The organism is Streptomyces sp. NPDC060000 (genome assembly GCF_042737375.1).
In the GTDB taxonomy this organism is placed as follows: Bacteria; Actinomycetota; Actinomycetes; order Streptomycetales; family Streptomycetaceae; genus Streptomyces.
In genome coordinates this window covers 15489-36496 of record NZ_JBHWUU010000014.1, presented here as the reverse complement: position 1 = coordinate 36496, position 21008 = coordinate 15489, and the positions used below count along the sequence as shown (strand labels likewise).

Genomic DNA, 21008 nt, shown 5'->3' with positions numbered 1-21008 from the left:
GGGTCCGGGGGTGGGTGGGGCCCGGTTTGTTGTTCGTAGAGCACCCGGGATGTCCGGGGTTACCCTGGGGGCCCGGCCCGGGCGGTCCCCGGGGGGGCCACGGCCACAGAGGCGTTGCGGGCCGGCCGCAGAGGCGGCGCGGGGCTAGACCGAGAGCGCGAACCCGCCCGTCACGCGCAGCGTTTCCCCGGTGACGAAGGACGCCTTCGGCGAGACCAGATAGAGCAGCGCCTCGACGATGTCCTGCTCGCGGCCCTCCCGTCGCAGGATCTGCTCTCCGATGACGCGGTCCGCCTCGGCGGGGGACAGCTGCGCCCGTACGGTGTCGGTGAGGATCAGACCCGGCGCGATCGCGTTGACCCTGATCCCGTCTTCGGCGAACTCGCGCGCGAAGGACACCGTCAGCCCCCGCACGGCGAGCTTGGACACGCCGTAGATGCTGCGGTTCGCGTAGGCCGCCGACGACGAGATGTTGACGATGGAGGCGCCGGCCCGGCCCTTCATCGCCTCCCGGGCCGCGAGTGAGCAGATGACGACGCCCATGACGTTGACGTCGAGCACCCGCCGTACCCTGGCGAGGCCCAGTTCGGAGAACGGCCTGTTGTAGGCGGCGTGCAGACCGGCGTTGTTGACCAGGATGTCGAGTCCGCCGTGGCGTTCGGTGACCTCGCTCACGACCGCGCCGACCTGGGCCTCGTCGGCCACGTCGCAGGCGACTCCCGTCACCCGGCCGCCCCGGGCGGTGAGTTCCGCCGCCGCCCCGGCCGCGGCGGCGCCGTCGATGTCGGCGAGCACGACCTGCGCCCCGAGGGCCGACAGCGCCTCGCCGAACGCCTTGCCGAAGCCCCGGCCACCTCCCGTGACGAGGGCCACCTTGCCCTGGTGTGCTGTGTCGTCGCGCGTCGGAACCTCGTTGACCGGCATCAGAACCTCACTTCGGGCCGAACCGCTGGCCCGCGTCCAGACGCAGGCACTGGCCGTTCAGCATGGGGTTGTCGACGATCGCCAGGGCGAGCTTGGCGTACTCCTCGGGGCGGCCCGGGCGCCGGGGGAAGGCGGCGTCCCTCACCAGGGCGGCCAGCGTCTCGGCGGGAATCCTCTCGGTGGCGCCGGTCTCGAACAGGCTGGGCGCGATGGCGACGACACGGATACCGAGGGAGCCGAGGTCGCGGGCCATGGTGAGGCTCATCGCGGCGATCGCCGCCTTGGCGGCCGAGTAGGCGACCTGGCCGATCTGCCCCTCGAAGGCGGCGATCGACGACGTGTTGACGATGACGCCGCGTTCGCCCGTGGATTCGGGGTCCTCGGGCTCGTTGCGGCTCATGTGCGCGGCGGCCAGACGGCTGATGTTGAAGGTGGCGACGGCGTTCAGGTCGAGCACCCTGCGGAAGGCCTCCAGGTCGTGCGGGCCGTCCTTGCCGAGCGTGCGCCGTACGCTGCCGCCGCCCGCTGTGGTGACCGACACATGCAGCGCGCCGAGGGCCGCCACCGCGTCGTCCAGCGCTCCCTCGGTGGCCTCGAAGTCGGTGACGTCGACGGGGTGGAAGCTCCCGCCCAGCGCGGCGGCGACCGCCTGCCCGGCCGACGCCGGGCGGTCGAGGACGGCGACGCCGGCGCCACGGGCCGCGAGCAGCTCGGCGGTGGCCCGGCCCATGCCGGAGGCGCCGCCGAACACCACTGCCTTCTTGCCCCTGATCTCCATCGGGAACCTTTCGGATCGTTGGTTCAAGGCGACGCGGGCGAGCGCCGCAGAAGGGTGCACAGCCGGTCGCGGTGTACGGCGGCGTCGCCGTACAGCACGCTGTCGGCCCTGGCGCGGCGCAGATGGAGGTGGAGATCGTGCTCCCAGGTGAAGCCGATACCGCCGTGCAGCTGGAGCGCCCGGGCCGCGACCTCACCGGCCCCGGCGCAGACGTACGAGGCGGCGGCACAGGCCGCTCGGCCGTCGTCGTCGGAACCCGCGTCGGCGGCCATCGCGGCGTAGGACGTGACGGCGTGAGCGCCGTGCACCAGCAGTGCCATGTCGGCGCACGCGTGCTTGACCGCCTGGAACGTTCCGATCGGGCGGCCGAACTGCACACGTTCCTTGGCGTGTTGGACGGTGAGTTCCAGCATCCGTTCCATCACCCCGAGCGCGTCGGCGCACCGCAGCACCGACGCCTCGTCGAGCAGCCGCTGGATCTCGTCGGGGCCGCCCGCCAGACGGTATTCGCGCGCGACTCGTACTCCCTCGAAGCGGACCTCGTGGAACGAGCGGGTCGGATCCAGGGTCCGCTGCCGTCGGACGGCGACGCCGGGCGCCGTCCGGTCGACGAGGAACGACGCCGGCACCCCGTCATGGAGTGCGGTGACGAGCAGTTGGCGGGCGCCGCCCGCGTCCTGCACCGCCGTCTTGACCCCGTCGAGGACGATCGCGTCCCGCTCGGTGCGGGCGGTGGCGCGGACACCGTCGAGGGCCCACGGGGCACGCGGTTCGGCGAACGCCCAGGTGGCCCAACTCGATCCGGTGGCGAGCGCGGGCAGTACCTCGGCCCGTAGCCCGGGCGATCCCGCGGCGGCGAGGGCCCGGCCGACGATCGCGGTGGGCAGGAAGGGACCCCGGCCGAGCGCGCGCCCGACCTCCCGGGCCACGAGGACGAGTTCCACCAGGCCCTGCCCTGAACCGCCGTACTCCTCGGGCAGGCCGAGGCCGGGCCAGCCGAGGCCGGCCGTCAGCCGCCACACCTCGGGATCGACGTCTTCCTCGCGATCCGTCCACGCCCGTACGTGCCCGATGGGGGCCCGGTCCGACAGCAGCTCGCGCGAGGCCTCGCGCAGCATGTCCTGCTCCACGCTGAGCTCGAAGTTCACCTCAACAAGGTATCCTCTATATCTCATCCGGTCGAGACGTTGGCTGGATCAACTGGGCACTCTGTTAGAACGGTCAGTGATTTAAGTACTCTCAATTGCATGGTTGATGCCGTTCTCCTCTCCGCTTGCCGCACCCGGTCGAGACGGGTCTCGCGCCGATCGCCGCGATCCGCACGGCCCTCGACCGTGCCCGGTTCGGCGTCGGCGACGTCGACCTGTTCGAGGTCAACGAGGCCTTCGCTCGGTGCGCCTCGCCACCACCCGGGAACCGGGCCTCGAGCCGGCGTGGGTCAACCCGTTCGGCAGTGGGTGCGGCCTCGGCCGCCCGATCGCGGCCACCGGCACGCGCATGGTCGTGATCCTGGCGCACGAGCTGCGCCGCCGGGGTGGCGGGACCGCGGTCGCGGCCATGTGCGCGGGCGGCGGCAGGGGCTCGGCCATGGTCCTCACGCCGTGAACGCCGCCAGGCGTCGGGTTCGACCGGGTTCGACCGGGTCGGTCGGCTCGATCGCGTCGGTCGCTCACCGGGCGGCCCAGCTGACCGTCTTGGTCTGGAGGTACTCGTCCAGCCCGAACTCGCCCCATTCACGGCCGAGTCCGCTCTGCTTGTATCCCCCGAACGCGGCCCGCGGGTTCACTCCGGCGCTGCCGCCGTTGATCGTCACTGCGCCGGCCCGGATCCGGGACGCGATCTCGTACGCGGCCGCGGTGTCGGCGCTCCACACGGCGCCCGCGAGGCCGTACGGGCTGTCGTTCGCGATCCGCACCGCCTCCTCGTCCGTGCCGAACGGGATGACGACACCGACCGGTCCGAAGAACTCCGTGCGCGCGATGGTCATGTGGTTGCCGACGTCGGCGAAGAGGGTCGGTTCCACGAAGTAGCCCCGGGCGAGGCCGGCCGGACGTCCGCCGCCGTGCACGAGGCGCGCTCCCTCCTCCTCGCCGACCCGGATCAGCTTCTCCACCTTGTCCCGCTGCGCTTCGCTGATCAGCGGGCCCATGGTGGTGGCCGGGTCGGCCGGATCGCCGACCCTGACCTCGGCGAGGGCCGCGCTCAGCCGGGCGACGAACTCGTCGTGGACGGACTCGTGCACAAGCGTGCGGGTCAGCAGGGAACAGCCCTGCCCGGCGTGGGTGGTGATGCCCGAGAGTGCGGAGCGGACCGCGCCGCCGAGGTCGCCGTCGGCGCGGACGAGGTTGGCCGACTTGCCGCCGAGTTCGAGGACGACCTTCTTCAGGGAGGCCGCGGCCTGGGCGTAGACCAGGCGCCCGACGGTGTCCGAGCCGGTGAAGCTCACCAGGTCCACCATGGGGTGGGTGGTCAGCACACGGCCGGCCTCGACGTCACCCGTGACGATGTTCAGCACGCCCGGCGGCAGTCCGGCGGCGTCCGCGAAGTCGCCGATCAGCAGGGACTCCAGGGGAGTGGCGGGCGCCGGCTTCAGTACGGCGGTGCAGCCCGCCGCGAGCGCCGGGATCACCTTCATCATGCTGAGGAAGAACGGGAAGTTGTAGGCGGAGATCAGGGCGCACACACCGAACGCCTCGCGGCGCAGCACCCCTTGGGAGATGCCGAAGCCCGGCGCGATCGTCGGGTCCATCGGTCGTTCCCAGGCGAAGGCCGGGATCACCTGCTCGGCCATGTCGCGCAGATGAGCCACCGGGACCCGGGTCTGGAGGGTTTCCGCCAGTGCGCGGACCGAGCCGGCCTCGGCCATGTTGACGGTCACCAGTTCGGGCAGCCTGCGCTCCATCTCGTCAGCCATCCGCAGCAGGACGACGGCCCGCTCCGTGGGCCTCAGCCGCGGCCACGGTCCCTCGTCGAAGGCACGCCGGGCCGCTTCGACGGCCTGGCGGACGTCGGCCGGTGACGTCCCCGGGACCTCCGCGACCGTCTCCTCCGTCGCCGGGTTGCGGACCAGCGTCGGGGTGTCCGACCGGCCGTCGGTCCGGCGCCCGTCGATGTAGAGCCGCGAAGAGAACGAGTGCGCCATCGTCATGTGCCGTCTCCTGACCGCCTGCGGACGTGAGTAATTTGAGTGTACTGAATAGAGTGGCAGGTGGAAGAGGTGATGCCGCGTTGCCCCGCGTCAGCCCTGCGGCAGCGGCTAGTCGGTCTTCGGAGATTCCGGTGATCCACTATTCCGTATGCTGAATCATTGACTGGACCGGTCGGTACAGCTAACTTCGGCCTCAGTTGCGGGTTGGGTTCTGCCACGAACGACGAGGTTCGAAAGAGGTACCGCCTGTGTTCAAGGAATTTGTCGTGTCCGGTGATTCGCACATCATCGAGCCGGTCGATCTCTTCAAGACCCGGCTGCCCAAGCACCTCAGGGAACGGGCTCTCTGGGAAGAGGAGTTCACGCTCGACGAGCCGATCGTCGAGGGCGGTCACACCGAGTTCAAGAAGCTGCACACCATCGGGTACGACGGCTGGACCATCTCCAAGTACCGGCAGTTCGGCGGGGAGACCCCGGACGGCGAGCCGCAGCACATCATCCGGGACATGGACCTCGACGGCGTCGACGCCTCGGTGATGTTCCCCAACCTTTCCCTGTTCGTGCTGTTCACCGACGACCACGAGTTGTCCATGGCACACGCGCGGGTGTGGAACGACTACATCGCCGAGCGGTTCCTCCGATACAGGAACCGGCTGCGGCCGACTGCGGCGATCCCGGTCACGGACATTCCCGAGGCGGTTGCCGAGGTCGAGCGGTGCGCGCGTCTCGGACTGGGAGCGATCCTGATTCCCGAGACCCCGCCCGTGCCCTACGCGTCGCGGGGTTACGACCCGTTGTGGGCGGCGGCCCGGGCGAACGGGATGCCGGTGTTCATCCACGTCGCCACCGGCGGGGTGAAGACGAAGGAGAGCACCTCGGAGACGGCGCTGACCGTCCGGAGCATGATGACGGCCGTCAACATGGGCAAGGGCCAGTTGACCGACGACATGGTGTCCGGCCGGCTGCAGAACTCCGCGGCCGGATTCTCCAGCCCGCAGCGCATCATCGCCGACCTCGTCGGCGGCGGCGTCTGCGAGCGGTTCCCCGAACTCCACTTCAACCTGATCGAGTTCAGCGCCGGCTGGCTGGTCTCCTACATGGGCTTCATGGACAAGTCCTTCCGGACCGGCATCGGCCAGGACCCGGACTGGTGGCTCGGATTCTGGGACGACAACCGCTCGCCGAAGGAGCAGCCGGCCATGGGGCGGCTGTTCACCGTCAACGGCAAGTGGCCCTACCCGCTCAAGCCCAGCGAGTACATACAGCGGCAGATCCACGTCCAGTTCGCGGACGACCCGACCGCCGTCAAGGCCCGCCACATCACCGGCCTGTCGACGGTCGTGTGGGGCAACGACTACCCCCATGCCGAAGGCACCTTCCGCAGCAGCGCCGAGTGCATCGCGGGCAACTTCGACGACACCGTCTCCGACGAGGACCGCGCGGCCATCCTGGGCGGCACCCTCGCCGGCGTCGTGCACTTCGACACGAGCGAGAAACTCGCCCCCGTCACCGAGGACGCCTGACTCGGGGGCGGAGGACTGGGCGGCCCTCGGGCGGAGTCGCCGGCCCGTCCCGGGCGGAGCGGCTCGGCCCGTCCGGGGCGGAGCCGCTCCGGGACCGGTGCTGTATGCGGTGTCAGGCCTGATCCGGTACGGCGCCGACCAGGGCCAGGGCCGCCCGGGCGTACGCGGCCCTGCGTCGCGGGCTCACCATGAAGCTCGGCGGAGCGAAGTAGCCGACGTCGCGGGGGAGCGACCCGGCGCGGCGAGCCAGGGTGTCCTTCGCGTCGGCGGTGGTCCCGCAGACGGCGATCTCGCTGAGCATCGCGTCGGTCACCGCCCGCGCCATGCCGTCGGTGTCACCGGCCCGGAAGGCCGCCCGGAGCTCGGCGACGGGCTCCTCCCAGCCGTGGTGGGCGACGAACGGGTCGTACGTCCTGACGGTGAGGTAGAAGGCGATCATCCGCCGGGCGTCGGCGACGGCGCGTTCGGGTGCGTCGTCGTCGACGGCCGTGATGATCCAGCCGTGTTCGAGTGGACGCCCGCCCGTGCGGGCCCCGTCGCGTGCGCCGACTTCGACCGATGGGCGTACGACGTCGTTCCACCAGGAGGCGGTGAACAGGCCGTGCCCGATGACCCCGTCGGCTACCCGGCCCGCGGTGGCGGCCATGCGGGTGTTGAACGCGGCGAGCAGGACGGGGATGTCCAGCCGGCCGAGCACCGGGGCGCGGACGTCGGCGTCGAGCGCGTAGAACTCGCCGGAGTAGTGCACCCCTTCGCCGTTCTCCGCGTGCAGCCAGGCCCGCACGGCGCCCACGGTCTCGACGATGCGGGCCACCGGACGCTCGGCGGGCACGCCCAGCCAGTCCCGGTTGATCCGGAACGCGGCGCTGCCCAGGCCGAGGAACAGCCGGCCCGGCGCCCGGGCGTGCAGCTGGCGCAGGGCGGTGGCGTGCGCGTAGGGGGTGCGGGCGAACGCGTAGGCGATGGCGGGGCCCGCCAGGGCGTGTTCGGTGTCCGCCACGATGTCGGCCACGGTGAGATAGGCGTCGTGGTCGGCGAACTCCCCGGCGCAGAAGGCGCCGACGCCGGCCTGCTCCGCCTCACGCCCGACTTCCCGGCCGGGCCAGGGCATGCCGAACCGCATGAGTGCCTCCCGTTGGACGGTTGAAGCTTGGATGCCTGGAGCGTGAGTGCCTGAAGCGTGAGTGCATGGAGCGTGGGTGTTTGAAACGTGGGTGTTTGGAGCCGGGCACTCATAAAAAGTACACTTATTCGGCAGAGGTTAGGGGAGGGTCAGCGCAGTGTCCACTGTCCCCGGGGCACCGTCGAGCGGTCGATCCCGGCCTTGCCGACCGGGTTGCCGAGCTGGGTGTACGACAGGCCGGTGCGCAGCGCCTGGGAGCGGGTCGAGTCGAGCGACTCCCAGATGGCCCGGACGGTCCCCTGGATGGCGGCGGGCGGCTTGGCGGCGATGATACGGGCGATCTCGTCGGCGCGGTCCCACAGTCGCTCGCGTGGCAGTACCTCGCTGACCAGGCCGATCTGGAGCGCGCGGGCGGCCGACACGCGCTCGTCCAGGCCGAGCAGGGCGATGCGCAGCGCCTCGCCGAGCGGGATGCGCCGGGCGAGGCCGATCGGTTCCAGGGCCGCGGTGAGTCCGTAGCTGACATGCGGGTCGAAGAACGTGGCGTCCTGTGAACAGATCATGATGTCGGCCTCGTTGAGCCAGTAGAAGGCGCCACCGGCGGCCATCCCGTGCACGGCGCACACCAGGGGTTTCCACACCTGGTTCAGCTTCGGCGAGAGGTACTCCCCGGGGTCCGTCTGCGACCAGACGTTGGGATGGCGGTCGATCCCCTCCCGGACGTCCATGCCTGTGCTGAAGGCCCGGTCGCCGGCGCCGCGCAGCACGACGACCCGCACGTCGTCGTCGGTCCTGACGGTGTGCCAGAGAGTGGCGAACTCCTCCAGCATCTCCTGGTTGAAGCCGTTCATCACCTCGGGCCGGTTGAGGGTGACCGTGGCGACATGACCGGTCACCTCGAACAGGACGGTCCTGAGTTCCATCCAGCAGCTCCGTTCTCGACGCGATCGAGGAAAGTAGTATACTTTTCTCTGGTTGCTCGATGCCACTGATCGGTACCACGAGAGCCGCGGAGGACACTGCGATGAGGCCACGCGTGGGGCAGATGCTCGCCAGTACGGTCGACCCGACGGCGGTGATCGTGGTGCGGTGCCCGGACGAGGAGCTGGAGATCACCTGCGGCGGGGCCGCCATGACGGAGGGGAACGGGCCGGGACCAGCCGTCACCGGCGCGGCCGCCCCGGGACCGATGGGCGGTTCACTGCTCGGCAAGCGGTACGCCGACGAGGACCTCGGCGTCGAGCTCCTCTGCACGAAGCCCGGGCCGGGCACACTGGCGGTGAACGGCGTCCCGCTGCCGGTGAAGAGCGCCAAGCCGCTCCCGGCCTCGGACTGAGGGGCGGTCCGCCCTCGTGAACATATGGATGCTGTCGGACATGGCCGCCGAGGGTTTCGGTGACCGGGTCGTCATCGGACGCACGGACGGCGGGCTGACCGCCCGGCGACTGCGCGAACTGGCCTCGGGCGGCGCGCACCTGGTGCGCGACGCCGACGCCGACGCGATCGTGTACCTCGCGGTGAACGGTCCGGCCCTCGCGGTCGCGCTGTTCGCGGCGGCCCGCGCCGGAGTGCCCCTGGTACCCGTCAACTACCGTCTCGGCGCGCCCCAGTTGGATGCGCTGCTGGCCAACCACCCCCGTGCGCTGGGCATCGCCGACCCGGAGCACGGCGAGGCGCTTCGACGCGCCGGGCTGCCGGTGTACGGCCCGGCCGAGTGGCTCACCCGGGCGGCAGGACACTGCGGCCTCCCCGCCGCCGATGCCCCCCCGCAGCCCCGATCGCCGGGGCCCGGAGCACCCGCCGTCCTCATCTACACGAGCGGGACGACCTCCGCGCCCAAGGGCGTGCTCCTGCGCCACCACCACCTGGTGTCGTACGTCCTCGGCACGGTGGAGTTCGCCGGAGCCGACCCCGGCGCGGCGGCACTCGTGAGTGTCCCGCCGTACCACATCGCCGCCGTGTCCCACGTACTGACGAACCTTTACGCGGGGCGACGGACCCTGCCCCTCGAGCAGTTCACACCGGACGGCTGGCTCGATCTCGTCCGGGAGCAGCGGATCACCCACGCCATGGTGGTGCCGACGATGCTCGCCCGCATCATGGACACGGACGGCCTCGACCGGTCGGTGCCCTCGCTGCGCACGCTCGCCTACGGCGGAGCCTGGATGCCGGCGCGGGTCATCGAGACCGCGCTGCGCGTCTGGCCGCACGTGGACTTCGTGAACGCCTACGGGCTCACGGAGACCTCGTCCACGATCACGGTCCTGGGGCCGCAGGAGCACCGTACGGCCGTGGCGAGCGACGATCCAGCGGTGCGGGCCCGGCTCGGCTCGGCCGGGCTGCCGGTGCCCGGTGTCGAGATCGAGGTCCGCGACGCGTCCGGCGCGGTCGCGGCACCCGGCGAGGCCGGGCAGATCTGGGTACGCGGTGAGCAGGTGTCGGGCGAGTACGCGGGGCAGGGCTCCGCGGTCGACGAGCGGGGCTTCTTCCACACCCGGGACCGGGGCCGCATCGACCCGGACGGCTATCTCCACATCCAGGGCAGGACCGACGACACGATCATCCGCGGTGCCGAGAACATCGCGCCCGCCGAGATCGAGGACGTCCTGCTGGGGCACCCGGACGTGCTCGACGCGGTCGTCGTCGGCCTCCCCGACGAGGAGTGGGGCCAGCGGATCGAGGCGGTGGTCGTGCTGCGCGACGGTGGGGCGATCGACCCGGAGGCACTGCGCGCGCGGGTGCGCGGCACGCTGCGCGGCTCGAAGACGCCGGACCGGATCACCCGCTGGCCCGAACTGCCCCGCACTCCGACCGGCAAGCTCGTGCGCCGCGACATCGTCGAGGCACTGGCCGCCGAGGGCCGACGGGCCGTCAACGGCCGTTCCGTCGGCCGACCGGGAATGACGGGATCGACGGGAACGACGGGATCGACGGGATCGACGGGACCGAGGACATGAGCGTCGTCGCCGACAGTGCCGATCAGACAGGGGAGTTGACGCGGCGGGCAGCCGTCGCGGCGCACGCCTGGGCTCCCGGAGCCACTGTCGAGTCCGTCGAGCCGCTCACCGGCGGCACGTCCAGTCTCACCTATGTGGCCGTGCTGTCCGGTGTGCCCGCCGGATACGAGCGCGTCGTCCTCAAAGCGGCCCCGCCCGGCCTTCCGCCGGTCCGCAACCGGGACGTGCTGCGCCAGGCACGGCTGATGCGGTTGCTGGCGGGTGTCCCCGGGGTGCGGGTGCCGGAGGTGCTGTTCTCCGACCGGGGGGCGCCGACGGCACGTCAGCCCTTCGTGGCCATGGAGCTGGTGCCCGGTCAGTGTGTCGAGCCGGTGCTCGTGCCACGGGGAACCGTTCACGCGACGCAGGTACGGGCCCGCGCCCTCGACGCGGCCCGGATGCTCGCACACCTGCACCGGGTGGACCCCCGACGGACCGCCCTGGCCGTGGAGCCGGTCGTCACCCTCGGCGCCGAGATCGACCGCTGGACCCGGGCCTTCACCACCGTCCCCGGGGACCTGCGCGCGGGTCACGAGGCGGTGGGGGAGCGGCTGCGGGCCACGATGCCTCCCGCGATGATGCCCGTGATCACCCACGGCGACTACCGGCTCGGCAACACGCTGTGCGACGCGGACTCGGTCAACGCCGTCATCGACTGGGAGATCTGGGCGCTCGGTGATCCCCGGGTCGACATCACCTGGCTGACCTTCTTCACCGACGAGGCGCGCCACCCGGCGTCCCCCTCCGAGGAACCGACCGGGATGCCGGGAAAGGCGGAACTGATCGACGCCTACCAGGAGGCGCGGGGCAAACAGTTGTCCGACCTGGCGTGGTTCGAGGCGCTGACCAAGTACAAGGAGTCCGCCGCGACCGCCCTGCTGATCAAACGCGCCCGCAAGTCCGGCGGGTTGACCGACATGCACCGGCGGATGCTGCCGGCACTGCCGGTGCTGCTGGCGGAAGCGATGGAGCTGCTCGGCCGAGCGATCTGAGCCGCCCCGGGATGCCGCGCCCCACAGGTGGGCGCGGGAAACCCTGCGGTCAGTCCCTACCGGCGTGCGGCGGACGATCCGGCCTGCGGTCAGTCCCTACCGGCGTGCGGCGGACGATCCGGCCTGCGGTCAGTCCCTACCGGCCTGCGGGCCAACGACTCAGCCTGCGGGCCAACGAACGGGCCTGCTGGCCAACGGACCGGCCCGTGGCCAGCCCCCACCGGCCCCCGGACAACGATCCGGCCTCCGGCGAAACGAACCGCGGACCCGGCGGAGCCGTCAGTACAGCCCGCCGTCCACCCGGATCAGTGACCCCGTGGTGTAGCTCGAGGCGTCGCTCGCCAGGTACAGCGCCGTGCCGATGATCTCCTCCGGCCGACCGGGTCGGCCGGTCGCGCTGCGTGTGCTGCGGCGTTTCTCCTCGGACCAGGCCTTGGAGATGTCGGTCAGGAACGGGCCGGCCGAGATGGTGTTGACGCGCACCTTCGGGCCGTACTCCAGGGCGAAGACGGTGGTCAGCGCGTTGAGCGCGGCTTTGGCACCGGCGTAGGGGCCGAACCGCGGCTGCGGGAACAGCGCACCCGAGGAGGAGACGTTGATGATCGAGCCGCCGTCGCCCTCGCACATCCGCCGCCCGATCAGCGAGGCGAGCCGGAACGGGCCCTTGAAGTTGACCCCGATCACCTTGTCGAACAGCTCCTCGCCGGTCTCCTCCGAAGAGGGGGCCAGCGGTGACATACCGGCGTTGTTGACGAGGACGTCGACCTTCCCGAACTCCGCGTACGCGGTGCCGGCCAGTCGGCCGAGGTCGTCCCAGTGACCCACGTGCGCGGCGACCGGCAGCGCGCGCCGGCCGAGCGCGCGGACCTCCGCCGCGACCGCTTCGCAGGCGTCGAGCTTGCGGCTGGCGATCACCACGTCGGCGCCCGCGCCGGCGAAGGCGCGTGCCATCTCCCGCCCCAGGCCCCGGCTGCCGCCGGTGACGAGCGCGACCTTGCCGGACAGGTCGAACAGGTCGAGCAGGCGGGCCGGGTCGAGGGGGGCGGCGCCGTTCACCCGTCCACCCGGCCGCTGAGGCTGTCGTCGCCGATGATGTGCGCGTACCGCTTGCGGGCGGCCTCCCGCTTCGGCGGGATGTGCTCGCTGGGGAACAGCCCCTCGGCCGGCCGGTGGTTCCTCAGCAGCTGCTTGGCGATGGTGGTGCGGTGCACCTCGGTCGGGCCGTCGGCGAGGGCGAGGTTCGGGGCGGCCATCCACCACTTCGCGAGCGGGAGTTCGTCGGTGGTGCCGAGCGACCCGTGCAGGTGCACCGCCCGCTGGACGATGTCGTGCAACACCTTGGCCGTCTGGACCTTGCACATGGCGATCTGGGTGCGGGCGGCGCCGCGCGGCTGGGTGTCGATGATCCAGGCGGTGTGCAGCACGAGCAGCCGGAACTGCTGCAACTCCACCCAGGAGTCCGCGATGAACTGCTGCACCGCCTGTTTCTCGGCGAGCAGGGTCCCCTGGGTGCGGCGGGACAGCGCCCGTTCGCACATCATGTCGAAGGCGCGCGCGCACTTGCCCACCGTACGCATGGCGTGGTGCACGCGGCCGCCGCCGAGACGGGCCTGGGCGACCCTGAAGCCCTCGCCGGGGCCGCCGAGCATGGCGTCGAGCGGGACGCGGACCCGGTGGTAGCGGAGGTAGGCGTGGATGCCCTCGTCGAGGGAGCCGCGCTCGTCCATCGTGCCGACGTTGCGCTTGATCTCGATGCCTGGAGTCTCGGCCGGCACGATGAACATCGACATCCGGGCGTGCGGCGGGGCGTCCGGGTCGGTGACGGCCATGACGATGAGGAAGGCCGCGTACCGGGCGTTGGAGGAGAACCACTTCTCCCCGTCGATCACCCACTCCCGGCCGTCCCGCCGCGCCCGGCTGACGAACTCCTTGGGGTCGGCGCCCGCCTGCGGTTCGGTCATCGAGAAGGTGGAGACGATCTCCCCGTTCAGCAGCGGCCGCAGATAGCGGACCTTCTGCTCCTCGGTGCCGAACATGGCGAGGATCTCGGCGTTGCCGGTGTCCGGGGCGGCGGTGCCGAACACCGTCGGGGCCCAGTAGGAGCGGCCGAGGACCTCGTTGAGGAGGGCGAGTTTCACCTGGCCGTAGCCGGGACCGCCCAGTTCGGGGCCGAGGTGACAGGCCCACAGGCCCTGCTCGCGGACCTGCCGCCGCAGCGGCCGCAGAATCGCGCGGGCCTTCTCGTTGCGGGTGTCGTACGGGTCGCCGCCGTGCGGGAACAGCAGGTCCAGCGGTTCGACCTCCTCGCGTACGAAGGACGCCGCCCAGTCCAGCCTGGACTGGAACTCCGGGTCGATCGTGAAATCCAGCATGGCGAAAACAGTATACTTTTTACCGCTCCCGGTCCATACTCTGGGACGGAGTTGGCGTATTGGGTATGCGCAATAGCGATGAGCCGCAGAGGAGTTGGTCCGATGCAGAGGCCGATGGAGGGCGTGCGGGTGCTCGAGGTCGCGCAGTTCACCTTCGTCCCGGCGGCGGGCGCCGTGCTCGCCGACTGGGGAGCCGACGTGATCAAGATCGAGCACGCCGAACGCGGTGACGCACAGCGCGGGCTGGTCCGGGTGCTCGGCTACGAGGCCGCCAGCGAGGGGTCGTCGTTCTTTCCGATCATGGAAGGCCCCAACCGGGGGAAACGCAGTGTCGGTCTCGCCCTGGAGAAGCCGTCCGCGCGGCCCGTGCTGGAGGAACTGATCCGCGGCAGCGACGTGTTCCTCACGAACTTCCTGCCGGAGGCGCGGGCGAAGCTGCGGATCGACCTGGAGGACGTGCGGGCGATCAACCCCGCCATCGTCTACGTCCGCGGCAGCGGCTTCGGCACCCGTGGGGACGAGGCGGACAAGGGTGGCTATGACAGCACGGCCTTCTGGGCACGTGGCGGAAGCGCCGCCGGTGTCACCCCGCCCGGGGCGGACCGGATGACGCGGATGCCCGCGGGCGCCTACGGCGACTCGATGGGCGGCATGACACTGGCGGGAGGCATCGCCGCCGCCCTGTACTCCCGTGCCACGACCGGTGAACCCTCCGTGGTGGACGTGTCGTTGGTGGGCGTCGGCGCCTGGGCGACACAGTTCACGGTCAACCTCGCGCTGATGACCGGCGGCCCGCTCCCCGCGAGGACCCCGCCCCGGCACGGCTCGGCCACCAACCCGCTCATCGGGGCCTACCGCACCTCCGACGGCCGCTGGATAGAACTGTCGATGCTGCAACCCGGCCGGTACTGGGCGGAGTTCTGTGAACTGGCCGGACGCGGGGACCTGAGCGCCGACGAACGCTTCGACAGCACCGAGAAGTTGATGGCCAACGCGGCCGAGGCCGCCGGGATCGTCGCCGGTCTCATCGCCGCCCGCCCCTTCGTCGAGTGGGTCGAGATCCTCTCCCGGGGGGAGGGGCAGTGGGCGGCCGTGCAGAACGCCTGGGAGGTCGGCCAGGATCCCGCCCTGCGCGCCAACGGTCTGATCGCCCCCGTCGTGGACGCCGACGGAGTCGACCGCGAACTGGTCGCGAGCCCGGTCCAGTTCGACGAGCGGCCGGCCGGCCTCACCCGGGCACCCCGGTTCGCGGAGCACACCGACGAGGTCCTGCGCTCGCTGGGCCTCACCGAGGACGAGCTGATCGCCCTCAAGATCGACGGCGCGGCGACGTGACGGACGGACCCGGACGTACGACGAGAGGAGCCGTGATGCGTACGGCGCCCGAACCCGACGGAACCCACGAAGGCCTGCCCGCCTATCACTTCGACAACCGGCTCGGCGGCCCGGTCCTCAGTCACCAGGAGCGCTGGGACGAGATGGCCGGCACCCACTCCGGGTTCCGCAGCACCGTCGCCCGCGGCTACTGGGTCGTCACGGACGGCCCGGAGGTGCAGAAGGCCCTCCAGGACTGGCGGACCTTCTCCAACAGGTCGGTGACCGCGCTCGAGCCGGACCCGAAGTTCCTGTGGATCCCCGAGATGCTGGACCCACCCGTGCACAGCGTCTGGCGGCGCCTCCTCGGCCGCTACTTCTCCCCGAGCACCGTCGCCGCCCGGGAACCGGAGATCCGCCGGGTCGCCGCGGAGATGATCGACGCCCTCAAGGACCGTGACGGCGCCGACGTGCTCGACGCGTTCGCGCGCCGGTTCCCGACCCTGATCTTCATGCGGCTGATGGGCCTGCCGGAGGAGGACCTGCCCGTCTTCCTCGCCTGGACCCACGAGCTGCTGCACCTGTCCCACGCCGAGGACCCGGACGGCGCCCGGCAGCTGACCGCCATGCGCGAGGTCTCCGCGTACTTCGAGGAGCAGATCGCCCTGCGCCGCAGGACACCGCGCGACGACCTGCTCTCCCACGCCATGGCCTGGACGATCGACAGCGAGCCGATCGGCGACCGGGACATGCACGCCTTCTGCGTCCTGATGTTCCAGGCGGGCTTCGACACGGTCCCCATCTCGATCGGCTGGGCGCTGTACCACTTCGCCACGCACCCGCGGCAGCGGGCCGAGATCCTCGCCGACCCGTCGCTGATCCCCACCGCGGTGGAGGAGATCCTGCGCGTCTACTCGTTCGTCGTTCCGGCGCGCAAGGCGACGACGGACGTCGAGATCGGCGGCTGTCCGGTCAGGGCCGGCGAGATGGTGATGCTGCCGCTGGCGGTCACCAACCGTGATCCCGAGCGCTACGACAACCCGTTGGAGGTGGATCTGCACCGCAGGACCACCAGCCACATCGCGTTCGGCTCGGGCCCGCACCGCTGCCTGGGCTCGCACCTCGCCCGCCTCGAACTCAACGTGGCGGTCGAGGAATGGCACCGGCGCATCCCCGACCACCGGGTCGCACCCGGTCAGGAGCTCTGGCAGCACGGCAACATGTACGGGATCAAGTCGCTCCGGCTCCAGTGGTGAGGGGGCGGCCGTGACGCATCCCCTCCGCGCGGCGGACCTGTACCACACCGGCATCGTGGTCCCGGACATCGGCGCCTGGAAGGCCCGCATGGGCGAGGTCGCCGGGTACCGGTGGACCGCCACCATGTCCGCGGAGCTACCGGTCAGGCTCGCGGACGGCGACCGGGTGCTGAACCTCCGCTACGCGTACTCGCTGGACGCCCCGCACCTCGAACTCGTGCAGGAGATCCCCGGGACACCCTGGACGGCGTCCGGGCACAGCGCCACGCACCACCTCGGCTACTTCTGCGACGACCTCACGACGACCTCGCACCGGCTGACCGAGGCAGGCTTCGCCCGGGAGGCCTGCGCGGTGATCGACGGCGCGCCGTCGGTCTTCGCCTACCACCTGGCCCCCTCCGGGCTCCGGATCGAGATAGTGGACCGCTCCCGGATGCCCGACTTCTCCGCCTACCTGCGGTCGAAGACGCCCCAGTGACAGCCGAGGACGGAAAGACGTGGCACCGACCTTCACTTCCACCCCCACCCCCACCCCCACCCCCACCCCCATCTCCGGCTCCGGCTCCGGCTCCGGCTCCGATTCCGGCTCCGGCTCCGGCTCCGGCTTCAACGCCGTCTCCACCTTCACGGAGGAGCACGAAGAGCTCCGCTCGACGCTGCGCCGCTTCCTCGCGGACAAGGCGCCGAGCGGGGCCGTACGCCGGGCGATGGAGTCCGCGCAGGGTCACGACCCGGCGCTCTGGCGGCAGATGGCCGGTCAACTCGGGCTGCACGCGATGGCGTTGCCGCCGCGGTACGGCGGATTCGGTGGCGGCCCAGTCGAGTTGGGGATCGTCCTGGAGGAACTCGGCCGGGTGCTGCTGCCCTCGCCGTACTTCGCCACCGTGGCCCTCGCCGGACAGGCCCTCGCCGCGTCCGGCGACGAGACGGCGAAGGCGCGCTGGCTGCCCGCGATCGCGGACGGCTCGCTGACCGGCACGCTCGCGCTGGCCGAGGAGAGCGGGTCGTGGAACCTGGAGGACGTGGCGGCCGAGGCGGTGTACCGGGACGACACCTGGCGGGTCTCGGGGACGAAGATGTTCGTCGTCGACGGCCACCGCGCCGACCTGGTCCTCGTCGTGGCCCGTGCGGACACGGGCCCCGCACTGTTCGCCGTCGAGGGTGCGGCGCCCGGAGTGACCCGCACTCCGCTGGAGACGCTCGACCCGACCCGGCGACTCGCGCGGATCGACCTCGACGGCGCCCCGGCCCCGCGGGTCGGTCCGGCGGGCGACGCCACCGGATATCTGCGCACGGTACTCGACCTCGCGGCCGTGGCACTCGCCGCCGAGCAGGTGGGCGGGGCGCGGGCGTGTCTGGAAGCGGCGGTGCAGTACGCGGGGACGCGGGTGCAGTTCGGGCGTCCCATCGGCTCGTTCCAGGCGGTCAAGCACAAGTGTGCCGACATGCTGCTAAGGGTCGAGGCCGCGCGGTCGGCGGCGTACCACGCGATGGCCGTGGCGGCCGGGGCAGCGGTCCCGGGCGGGCCGTCGATGCCCCGGACGGCCGGCGGAACGGCCGGCGGAAGGGGCGGGCTGCCCGTGGCCGCCGCGGTCGCCGCGGCGTACTGCGCGGACGCCTTCACCCACGCGGCCAAGGAGAACATCCAGATCCACGGCGGCATCGGCTACACGTGGGAACACGACGCACACCTCTACCTGAAGCGCGCGAAGTCGTCCGAGCAGCTCCTCGGAAGCCCGGCGACGCACCGGAGACGGCTGGCCGACCTGGCCGGGATCTCCGTTGCCACGGCGACGAAAGGCTGATCACGTGGGAATTCGCGACCGCCTGTCCCGGCTGCTGACCGAAGCCGCCGCCGACGCCGAGGCGATCGAGCACGACGGGCGGTGGTGGACCTGGGGGGAGGTCCGGCGCACCGCGCGCAATCTCGGCGAGGCACTCGACGCGGTGGGCGCGCAGGCCGGCGCCCGCGTCGGTGTCGTCCTGGAGAACCGGCCCGAGCACGTGGCCGTGGTCGCCGCGGTGATCGCCTCCGGGCGTTGCCTGGTGATGCTCAGCCCGCTGCAGCCGGCCGCTCGGCTCGCCGCCGACATCACCCACTGCGAGCCGCCCGTGGTCGTCTCGGGCGCCGAACCCCTGGCTCGCGAGGGCGTCCTGGCGGCGGTGACCGCTCACGGCGCGGCCCTTGAACTGGGCACGGACGGCACCCTGCGGCCGGTCGGCGGCACAATGCCCGCCGGGGCGCCGGTCAACCTCGGTGTCGCCGTGGAGATGCTCACCTCCGGCACCACCGGGCCCCCCAAGCGCGTCCCGCTGCGCCTCGGCCAGCTCGACCAGGCGCTGGTCTCCGGCGGGCAGAGCCCCAACCCCGAGAGGCTGCTTTCGCGGTCGGCGTCGCTCGTGGCCACCCCGCTCGTGCACATCGGCGGGCTGTGGCGGGCGCTCGCCTGTCTGGCGACCGGCCGCCGCATGCTGCTGATGCCCAGGTTCGCCGTCGAACCGTGGGTGAGCGCCGTGGAACGGCACCGGCTGCGGGCGGCGAGTCTGGTGCCGGCCGCCCTGCGCGCCGTACTCGACGCGGGGGTGCCGAAGGAGCGGCTGGCGAGCCTCCAGGTCGTCACCTCCGGCACGGCGCCCTGCCCGGCCGAACTCGCCGACGCGTTCCTCCGTGCGTACGGCATCCCCGTCCTGATGACCTACGGCGCCACCGAGTTCGCGGGAGCGGTGGCGGGCTGGACGCTGCCCCTGCACGAGCGGTGGTGGCGGCGCAAGGCGGGCAGCGCCGGGCGCGCCTTCCACGGGGTCGAGCTGCGGGTGACCGGCGAGGACGGCGCCGAACTTCCCGTCGGCAGGACGGGACGTCTGGAGGTCCGTACCGAGCAGAGCACCGGGGGCGGCCGGACGTGGGCGCGCACCAGCGATCTCGCCCGGATCGACGCGGACCGGTTCGTCTGGATCGAGGGACGCGCGGACGACGCCATCATCCGCGGCGGCTTCAAGGTGCAGCCGGAGACGGTCCGGCGCGCCCTGGAGACGCACCCGGCCGTACGGGAGGCGGCCGTGGTGGGGCTGCCGGACGCGAGGCTGGGCGAGGTGCCGGTCGCGGCCGTCGAGGCCGAGCCGGGACAGCCGGCCCCGGACACCGCCGAACTCGTCGCCCACTGCCGGGGCCGTCTCACCCCGTACGAGGTGCCGGCGCACATCGTCCTCCTGGACGCCCTGCCCCGCACCCCGTCGAGCAAGGTCGGCCGGATGGAGCTGCTGGCGCTCGTGCGCGGTCGACTGGCTCAGCAGGAGCGCGTGGAGGAGGACCGGAGATGACCACCACCGAGCGGTTCGGTGTGCTGACCGACGAGGCGGTCGAGCGCTCCCGCCGACGCCTCGGCGTGCCCCAGCCCCAGCGCAACCCCCCGCACAACTACGAGGTGACCTGGGACGGCGTACGCCACTTCACGTACGGCTACGGCGACGACAACCCGCTCTACGGCGACCCGGAGTACGCGGCCGCGACCCGCTGGGGCTCGCTAGTCGCACCGCCCACCTTCCTGTACACGATGGGGGAGGACGCGGCCCCGGCGCCGGACGCCGGGACCAGGGCGCTGCTGAAGGGCGACCCCTTCGCCGGGCTCGGCTCCTACCAGGCGGTGATGGAGTTCGAGTGGTGGCGGCCCCTGCGACTCGGCGACCGCTGCCGCGTGTTGCAGACACAGGTGGGTGTGCACCTCAAGCCCAGCAGCTTCGGTGGGCGCACCGCACACGTGGTCCGCGACTACCTCTACGCCGACGGACGCGGCGAGATGCACGCCCTGCGGCGGGGCACCTGGATCAACGCCGAGCGGCACACGTCGAAGAAGAGGGCCAGGGAACGACTCGTCCAGGAGCCGTACACCCCCGCGCAACTCGCCGAGATCGACGCCGCGTACGCGGCCGAGGCCCGGCGCGGCGCCGAACCCCGCCACTGGGAGGACATCGAGGTCGGCGAGGAACTCCAACCACGGGTGAAGGGGCCGCTGACCACCACCGACGTGATCGTCTGGCACCTGGGCTGGGGTATGCAGCTCACCCCGCCGGGGGCCTTCGGGATCGCCGCGCGGGTACGGCGCAAGGCGCCGGGCCTCTATCCGCCGAACCCGCTGAACGTCCCCGACACCGTGCAGCGTCTGCACTGGGAGCCGGAGCGGGCGCGGGAGCTGGGCCTGCCGGGGTCCTACGACTACGGGGGCATGCGCGAGACCTGGCTGTGCCATCTGCTCACCGACTGGATCGGCGACGACGGCTGGCTGTGGAAACTCCGCTGCGAGCACCGGAAGTTCAACTACCTGGGTGACACCACATGGGTGCGCGGCACGGTGGTCGGCAAACGGCGGACGGCCGGACGGGCCGAGGTGCACATCGACGTGCGGTGCGAGAACCAGCGGGGTGAGATCACCACCCCCGGAACGGCCGTCGTCCTGCTGCCGACCCGCGACGGACCCGTCGAACTCCCGGCGCCCCCCGCGGCCGACCTGGACGGCATGGTCGCCCATGAACTGACCCGATTCGCCGTCACCGGCGATCACAAACACGATTCGAGGAGGTAGGC

18 protein-coding genes and 1 pseudogene are annotated in these 21008 nt (G+C 71.7%); 11 read left to right on the top strand and 8 right to left on the bottom strand.

The features are described from left to right. Nucleotides 1–144: 144 nt before the first annotated feature. Genes ACFWBB_RS10300 through ACFWBB_RS10290 form a run of 3 tightly spaced genes read right to left on the bottom strand, consistent with a single transcriptional unit; the run spans nucleotide 145 to nucleotide 2850 of the window. The gene (locus tag ACFWBB_RS10300) at nucleotides 145–924 is read right to left on the bottom strand and encodes an SDR family NAD(P)-dependent oxidoreductase (RefSeq protein WP_385269147.1); all 780 of its coding nucleotides are present in this window, start codon (nucleotides 922–924) and stop codon (nucleotides 145–147) included. A 7-nt stretch (nucleotides 925–931) separates the two neighbouring features. Further along, nucleotides 932–1702, bottom strand: a complete 771-nt coding sequence (locus ACFWBB_RS10295; protein WP_385269145.1) for an SDR family NAD(P)-dependent oxidoreductase — start codon at nucleotides 1700–1702, stop codon at nucleotides 932–934. Between the two features lie 23 nt (nucleotides 1703–1725). Then, nucleotides 1726–2850, bottom strand: coding sequence for an acyl-CoA dehydrogenase family protein (locus tag ACFWBB_RS10290; protein ID WP_385269143.1), 1125 nt, complete (start codon nucleotides 2848–2850; stop codon nucleotides 1726–1728). A 125-nt stretch (nucleotides 2851–2975) separates the two neighbouring features. Between ACFWBB_RS10290 and ACFWBB_RS10285 the strand changes: the two are divergent. After that, nucleotides 2976–3307: pseudogene (locus ACFWBB_RS10285) on the top strand (hypothetical protein). Between the two features lie 64 nt (nucleotides 3308–3371). On the opposite strand, the gene ACFWBB_RS10280 reads toward ACFWBB_RS10285, so the two are convergent. After that, the gene (locus ACFWBB_RS10280) at nucleotides 3372–4850 is read right to left on the bottom strand and encodes an aldehyde dehydrogenase family protein (RefSeq protein WP_385269141.1); all 1479 of its coding nucleotides are present in this window, start codon (nucleotides 4848–4850) and stop codon (nucleotides 3372–3374) included. 266 nt (nucleotides 4851–5116) lie between these two features. Between ACFWBB_RS10280 and ACFWBB_RS10275 the strand changes: the two genes are divergently transcribed. Then, nucleotides 5117–6373 (top strand): amidohydrolase family protein, encoded by a 1257-nt coding sequence (locus ACFWBB_RS10275; protein ID WP_385269139.1) that lies wholly within the window; start codon nucleotides 5117–5119, stop codon nucleotides 6371–6373. 112 nt (nucleotides 6374–6485) lie between these two features. Here ACFWBB_RS10275 and ACFWBB_RS10270 read toward each other — a convergent pair whose 3' ends face one another. Beyond that, nucleotides 6486–7496, bottom strand: coding sequence for an LLM class flavin-dependent oxidoreductase (locus ACFWBB_RS10270; protein ID WP_385269137.1), 1011 nt, complete (start codon nucleotides 7494–7496; stop codon nucleotides 6486–6488). A gap of 149 nt (nucleotides 7497–7645) precedes the next feature. Continuing rightward, the gene (locus tag ACFWBB_RS10265; protein ID WP_385269135.1) at nucleotides 7646–8419 is read right to left on the bottom strand and encodes an enoyl-CoA hydratase/isomerase family protein; all 774 of its coding nucleotides are present in this window, start codon (nucleotides 8417–8419) and stop codon (nucleotides 7646–7648) included. A gap of 101 nt (nucleotides 8420–8520) precedes the next feature. Here ACFWBB_RS10265 and ACFWBB_RS10260 point away from each other — a divergent pair, with 101 nt between their 5' ends. The 3 genes from ACFWBB_RS10260 to ACFWBB_RS10250 are packed head-to-tail and all read left to right on the top strand — an operon-like array spanning nucleotide 8521 to nucleotide 11484. Then, nucleotides 8521–8832 carry a hypothetical protein gene (locus ACFWBB_RS10260; protein ID WP_385269133.1) on the top strand — a complete coding sequence of 104 codons (312 nt, stop codon included), beginning with the start codon at nucleotides 8521–8523 and terminating at the stop codon, nucleotides 8830–8832. Nucleotides 8833–8848: 16 nt separating this feature from the next. Continuing rightward, a complete protein-coding gene (locus ACFWBB_RS10255; protein WP_385269131.1) occupies nucleotides 8849–10453 on the top strand; it encodes a class I adenylate-forming enzyme family protein in 1605 nt (534 codons plus the stop codon). Then, the gene (locus tag ACFWBB_RS10250; protein WP_385269129.1) at nucleotides 10450–11484 is read left to right on the top strand and encodes a phosphotransferase family protein; all 1035 of its coding nucleotides are present in this window, start codon (nucleotides 10450–10452) and stop codon (nucleotides 11482–11484) included. Before ACFWBB_RS10255 ends, ACFWBB_RS10250 begins: the two co-directional genes overlap by 4 nt. Nucleotides 11485–11763: 279 nt before the next feature. Here the strand turns inward: ACFWBB_RS10250 and ACFWBB_RS10245 are convergent, their stop codons facing one another. Together ACFWBB_RS10245 and ACFWBB_RS10240 are read right to left on the bottom strand one after the other, a co-directional pair. Continuing rightward, nucleotides 11764–12540: an SDR family NAD(P)-dependent oxidoreductase gene (locus ACFWBB_RS10245; protein ID WP_385269127.1), complete on the bottom strand. Its 777-nt coding sequence runs from the start codon at nucleotides 12538–12540 to the stop codon at nucleotides 11764–11766. Further along, nucleotides 12537–13856, bottom strand: a complete 1320-nt coding sequence (locus ACFWBB_RS10240) for an acyl-CoA dehydrogenase family protein (protein WP_385269125.1) — start codon at nucleotides 13854–13856, stop codon at nucleotides 12537–12539. Before ACFWBB_RS10240 ends, ACFWBB_RS10245 begins: the two co-directional genes overlap by 4 nt. A 102-nt stretch (nucleotides 13857–13958) precedes the next feature. Between ACFWBB_RS10240 and ACFWBB_RS10235 the strand changes: the two genes are divergently transcribed. The 6 genes from ACFWBB_RS10235 to ACFWBB_RS10210 are packed head-to-tail and all read left to right on the top strand — an operon-like array spanning nucleotide 13959 to nucleotide 21006. After that, nucleotides 13959–15191 (top strand): CaiB/BaiF CoA transferase family protein, encoded by a 1233-nt coding sequence (locus ACFWBB_RS10235; protein ID WP_385269123.1) that lies wholly within the window; start codon nucleotides 13959–13961, stop codon nucleotides 15189–15191. Nucleotides 15192–15226: 35 nt separating this feature from the next. After that, nucleotides 15227–16426: a cytochrome P450 gene (locus ACFWBB_RS10230; protein ID WP_385269121.1), complete on the top strand. Its 1200-nt coding sequence runs from the start codon at nucleotides 15227–15229 to the stop codon at nucleotides 16424–16426. A 10-nt stretch (nucleotides 16427–16436) separates the two neighbouring features. After that, a complete protein-coding gene (locus tag ACFWBB_RS10225; protein WP_385269119.1) occupies nucleotides 16437–16904 on the top strand; it encodes a VOC family protein in 468 nt (155 codons plus the stop codon). A gap of 19 nt (nucleotides 16905–16923) precedes the next feature. Further along, on the top strand, nucleotides 16924–18231 hold the full coding sequence (locus tag ACFWBB_RS10220) for an acyl-CoA dehydrogenase family protein (protein WP_385269117.1): 1308 nt from the start codon (nucleotides 16924–16926) through the stop codon (nucleotides 18229–18231). A gap of 4 nt (nucleotides 18232–18235) precedes the next feature. After that, nucleotides 18236–19747, top strand: a complete 1512-nt coding sequence (locus tag ACFWBB_RS10215; RefSeq protein ID WP_385269115.1) for a class I adenylate-forming enzyme family protein — start codon at nucleotides 18236–18238, stop codon at nucleotides 19745–19747. Then, a complete protein-coding gene (locus tag ACFWBB_RS10210; protein WP_385269113.1) occupies nucleotides 19744–21006 on the top strand; it encodes a MaoC family dehydratase N-terminal domain-containing protein in 1263 nt (420 codons plus the stop codon). Before ACFWBB_RS10215 ends, ACFWBB_RS10210 begins: the two co-directional genes overlap by 4 nt. Nucleotides 21007–21008: the final 2 nt, after the last annotated feature.